At 68.5% G+C, this 4,403-nt stretch carries 4 protein-coding genes and 2 pseudogenes; 5 read left to right on the top strand and 1 reads right to left on the bottom strand.

The features are described from left to right. The first annotated feature begins 155 nt into the window (after window positions 1-155). Window positions 156-578 (top strand): hypothetical protein, encoded by a 423-nt coding sequence (locus AC01Y6_RS09695; protein WP_476671311.1) that lies wholly within the window; start codon window positions 156-158, stop codon window positions 576-578. A gap of 71 nt (window positions 579-649) precedes the next feature. Here AC01Y6_RS09695 and serA read toward each other — a convergent pair whose 3' ends face one another. Continuing rightward, entirely contained in the window at window positions 650-2,215 is a 1,566-nt protein-coding gene (gene serA / locus AC01Y6_RS09690) for a phosphoglycerate dehydrogenase (protein ID WP_428716057.1), read from the bottom strand. Window positions 2,216-2,314: 99 nt separating this feature from the next. Between serA and AC01Y6_RS09685 the strand changes: the two genes are divergently transcribed. The 4 genes and pseudogenes from AC01Y6_RS09685 to AC01Y6_RS09670 form a co-directional block, all read left to right on the top strand. Beyond that, on the top strand, window positions 2,315-3,157 hold the full coding sequence (locus AC01Y6_RS09685) for a DegV family protein (protein ID WP_428716056.1): 843 nt from the start codon (window positions 2,315-2,317) through the stop codon (window positions 3,155-3,157). Continuing rightward, window positions 3,132-3,653, top strand: a pseudogene (locus tag AC01Y6_RS09680) (DegV family protein); the annotation flags it as partial. The gene AC01Y6_RS09685 and the pseudogene AC01Y6_RS09680, both read left to right, overlap by 26 nt. 3 nt (window positions 3,654-3,656) lie before the next feature. After that, on the top strand, window positions 3,657-4,115 hold the full coding sequence (dtd, locus tag AC01Y6_RS09675; protein ID WP_428721285.1) for a D-aminoacyl-tRNA deacylase: 459 nt from the start codon (window positions 3,657-3,659) through the stop codon (window positions 4,113-4,115). 174 nt (window positions 4,116-4,289) lie between these two features. Then, a pseudogene (locus tag AC01Y6_RS09670) lies at window positions 4,290-4,403 on the top strand (fatty acid desaturase); the annotation flags it as partial.

Below are 4,403 nucleotides of genomic sequence, written 5' to 3'. Positions count from 1 at the left end.
GGGCGTGGGGGGAAGGGGGTAAACCCCCACCACCGCCTGGGCCAGGGCCAGGGAGCCAAGGGCCAGGTAAAGGAAGCCAAGCGTCCTCATGGCGAGGTCTAGGCTAAACCTGGGCTAAGGCGACCCCGAGGCCTGGCGGGGAGTAGAGTGGGGTCATGAAAAAGCTTTTGAGCCTGCTCCTGGTCCTCGCCGTGGGCGCCTGGGCCCAGACCCTGGTGGAGGTGACCGCGGTGGCCGCTTTGGCCTCGAGCCTGGACCCCGCCGTGCGCCTGCCCCAGGGAACCTACAAAGCGCGAAGCCCCGAGCCCATCCTGGCCCGTTTCCCCGAGGCCAAGGGCTACGCCCTGGAAACCTTCGCCGCCAAGGGCCTCACAAGCCGCCTCCACGCCGCCCTTATACATCAGGTCCTCACCAACCTGGCCGCCGCCGGTTACTTCCTGGAAAGCCAGGAGGAGAAGGTGGTGGACGGGGAAACCCGCACCAAGTACCTGCTGAAGGACGGGATGGGACGGACGGCTTTGCTCCTCGTGGTGCGCAAGGCGGACGAGCTGGTGTACGCCTTCGGGAAGCGCAAGTGATATACTTCACGATTTCCTGCGCTCGTGCCGCTATTCTCCTCTAAAGGGAGCGGGCTTTTCAACCCCCGCCCCTAGAGTTCCGCCACATCCACCCGCTCCAGGACCGGCAGGGCCCTCAGGGCCTCCAGGACCTCGAGGGTAGGCCTCTGGTCCACGGTGAGCACGAAAAGGGCCCGGCCGCCCGGCACGTCCCGCCCGAGCTGCATCCCCGCGATGTTCACCCCCGCCTCGCCGAGGAGGGTCCCCACCTGGCCCACCACCCCCGGGCGGTCGTAGTTGACGCAGACCAGCATGTACCCCTCGGGCACCACCTCCAGGGCGTAGTCATCAATGCCCACCAGGCGGGGCTTCCCCCCGATCACCACCCCCCGGGCCCGGCGCTCCTCCTGGTCCGTGGTGAGCCTGGCCTCCAAAAGCCTCGTGTACTCCCCCGCCTCCTCGGAGCGCAGGGTGGTGAGGTGGATGCCCCGGTCCTTGAGGAGGGGCCTGGCCGAGACCAGGTTCACCGCCCCCTCCCCCAGAACCCGGGAGAGAAGCCCCTTGGCCACGGCGCTGGCCACGGGCTCGGGGTCCTTCTCAAACTGGCCCAGGAAACGCACCTCTAGGGCCTGGGGCCTTCCCCGGGTGATCTGGGCGAGGAGCTTCCCCAAGGCCTCCCCCAGGGGCAGGAAGCCCCGCAGGGCCTCGAGGGCCTCGGGGTCAAAGCCGGTGTTCAGGGCGTAGGAGAGGTCCCCCTCCAGGGTGCGCACCACCCTTTCCAGGATGGCCTCCCCCACCCTTTCCTGGGCCTCCACCGTGTTCGCCCCCAGGTGGGCGGTGTGGACCACCCTGGGGTGGTGGATGAGGGGGTGGTCCTTGGGGGGCGGCTCCTCGGCGAAGACGTCCAGGCCCGCGGCGAAAAGGTGGCCTTCCTCCAGGACCTCCAGGAGGGCCTTCTCGTCCACGATGCCGCCCCTTGCGGCGTTCACCACCACCGCCCCCCGGGGAAGGAGGTAGAGCTCCCTCCGGCCGATCATCCCCCGGGTCTCCTCGGTGAGGGGGGTGTGCAGGGTGAGGAAGTGGCTCTGCCGGAGGAGGTCCTCGAGGCTCTCCAGAAGCTCCACCCCGAGGCTTTCCGCCCGGGCCTTGGGGATGTAGGGATCGTAGGCCAGGACCCGCATCTCAAAGGCCTTGCCGAAGCGGGCCACCTGCCCCCCGATGCGGCCCAAGCCCACGATCCCCAGGGTCTTCCCCTTTAGCTCCACCCCCAAAAACTTCCGGTCCCACTCCCCCCCTCGCATCTTCCGGTCGGAGAGGGCGATGCCCCGGGCCGCGGCGAGGAGGAGGCCGAAGGCGAGCTCGGCGGCGGAACGGGTGTTGGCCTCGGGGACGTTCACCACCAGGATGCCCAGGCGGCTCGCCGCCTCGAGGTCCACGTTGTCCACCCCCACCCCGCCCCGGCCCACCACCTTAAGCCGCTTCCCCCGCCTGAGGAGCTCGGCGTCCACCTGGGTGCGGCTTCGGGTGATGAGGGCGTCGTAGGCGGGAATGACCTCAAGAAGCTCCTCCCGGCCGATCCCTGGCCGGTAGTCTAGGAGCACCCCGGGGTACTTCAGGTCCCCAAGCCGCATCTCGTCGGAAACCAGCACCCGCCACATATACCCTTGACCCTAGCACGGGGAAAGCCCTTGGGGCAAGGCTCCCGGTACACTACACCGGGCCCCTGTGGTATCCTAGGCCGGAGCAAAAGGAGGTCCATGAAGGTAGCCCTGGTAACCGACTCCACCGCCGACCTGCCCAAGCCCCTTCGGGAGCGCCTGGGCATCCGGGCGGTTCCCCTTTACGTGAACCTGGGCGGCCGGGTGTACCGGGACTGGGAGGAAATAACCCCCGAGGAGATCTTCCGGAGGGTGCGCTCCGGCGAAGGCTTCCCCAGCACCAGCCAGCCCTCCCCCGAGGACTTCGCCAAGGCGTACGCCGAGGCCCTTCAGGAAGCGGACCACGTCCTTTCCATCCACATCTCCAGCAAGCTTTCGGGCACCTTGCAGTCGGCGGAGCTCGCGGCAAGCCAGTTCCCCGGCAGGATCACCCTCTTTGATAGCCAGGCCGCCTCCTTGGGTATCGGGATGATGGTCTTGAGGGCCAAGGAGCTCCTGGACGGGGGCCGGGACCTCAAAGAGGTGGTGGCGGAGCTCGATAGGATCCGGCAGGACCACTTCGTCCGCTTCACCGTGGCCACCCTGGAGTTCCTCAGGCGGGGCGGGCGCATCGGCGGGGCCCAGGCCCTCCTGGGCACCCTCCTCCAGATCAAGCCCATCCTCACCCTCAAGGAGGGCCGGGTGGAGACCGCAGGCCGGGCCCGGGGGGAAAGAAAGGCCCGGGAGGCGATCCTCGAGGACTTTCGCGCCTGGGCGAAGGACAAGGGGAGCATCCGGGCCTTTTTCCTCTACAGCGCCGAGGAGGGGGCGGTCAAGGAGCTCAAGGAAAGGGTCCTCTCCTCCGGGCTTCCCGTGGAGGAAGCCCTGGTGAGCGAGCTGGGAGCGGTGATCGCCAGCCACACCGGCCCCGGCACCTACGGGTTCTATGCCTACAGCCTCTAGCGTGGCCTTCGCCGCCGACTCCACCCTGGGCCTCTCCCCGGAGGAGGCCCGGCGGCTTCTCCGGATAGGGGTGGTCTGGGAGAGGCTGGAAGAGGCCCTCGCCCCTTACCGTCAAAAGGTGCGGGGGTACGTGCTCCCCCGGACCCTCACCTACCTCCACCGCTCGGGGCGCATCGGGGGCCTGCAACACTTTATGGGCAGCCTTCTCCGCATCCTTCCCGTCCTCTTGGTCAAGGAAGGGGCGGTGGAGGCGGGGCCTCGAGCGCGGGGCTTCACGGAAGGCCTGCGCAAGGTGGCCGAGCTCTTCCGCCAGGAGTTCCCCGAGGGCGGGCTGGTCTACGTGGCCCACGCCGGAAACCCCCAAGGGGCGGAGGCCCTGAAAGGGCGGGTGCAGGCCGAAGGGGTGGAGGTCCTCGCCACCCTCCAGGCGGGGGCGGCGGTGAGCGTGCACACGGGGCCCGGCACCGTGGCCCTCTTCGCCGGGCCCAGGGGGTGAGGGATGCGGGCCGTGGTGCAGCGGGTCTCCGAGGCCTTTGTGGAGGTGGAGGGCGAGGTGGTGGGGAGGATCGGCCTCGGGCTCCTCGTCCTCCTGGGGGTGGGGCAGAGGGACACCCCGGAGGACGCCCTTTACCTCGCCCGCAAGATCGTGAACCTGAGGGTCTTCCCCGACCCCCAGGGCAAGATGAACCTCTCCCTCCTGGACGTGGGAGGCGAGGTGCTTCTGGTGAGCCAGTTCACCCTCTACGCCGACACCCGCAAGGGGAACCGCCCCTCCTTCCTGCAGGCCGCCCCCCCCGACCAGGGCAAAAGGCTTTACGAGGCGGCCATTGAGGCCTTCCTGGCCCAAGGGGTCCACGTGGAAACCGGGGTCTACGGGGCCCACATGCGGGTCCACCTGGTAAATGAGGGCCCCGTGACCCTCCTCCTGGACTCGGAGGAGCGCCTCAGGCCCCGCTAGGTACCCCACCGCGGCTTTTGCCGCGGTGGGGGCCCCAAAAGCGCTTTCCCACATCCCAAGCTTGGGCATCTCAAGGTGCGGGCGCCCAGCTTTGGCCAGAGCGCGCCACCCTTCTCACCCGCCTCATGGGACGAGGCCCTACCATAGGGTGCGCTCTAAAAGCGCGGGATGGCGATGAAAAAAGTAGAGCCCAAGGACTGGATCCCCCTCATCAAGCCCTACACCAAGCCCCACACGGCCCGAAGCCTCCGCCAGGTGGCGAACACCCTCCTCCCCCTCCTCGCCCTC

This window comes from Thermus sp. (assembly GCF_056332225.1).
This window is presented reverse-complemented; position numbering and strand designations above follow the sequence as displayed.

Excerpts from the sequence above, each read along its gene's own strand:
- AC01Y6_RS09695 (WP_476671311.1), top strand. The coding sequence starts at position 156 with ATGAAAAAGCTTTTGAGCCTGCTCCTGGTCCTCGCCGTGGGCGCCTGG.
- serA (WP_428716057.1), bottom strand. The coding sequence starts at position 2,215 with ATGTGGCGGGTGCTGGTTTCCGACGAGATGCGGCTTGGGGACCTGAAG.
- AC01Y6_RS09685 (WP_428716056.1), top strand. The coding sequence starts at position 2,315 with ATGAAGGTAGCCCTGGTAACCGACTCCACCGCCGACCTGCCCAAGCCC.
- dtd (WP_428721285.1), top strand. The coding sequence starts at position 3,657 with ATGCGGGCCGTGGTGCAGCGGGTCTCCGAGGCCTTTGTGGAGGTGGAG.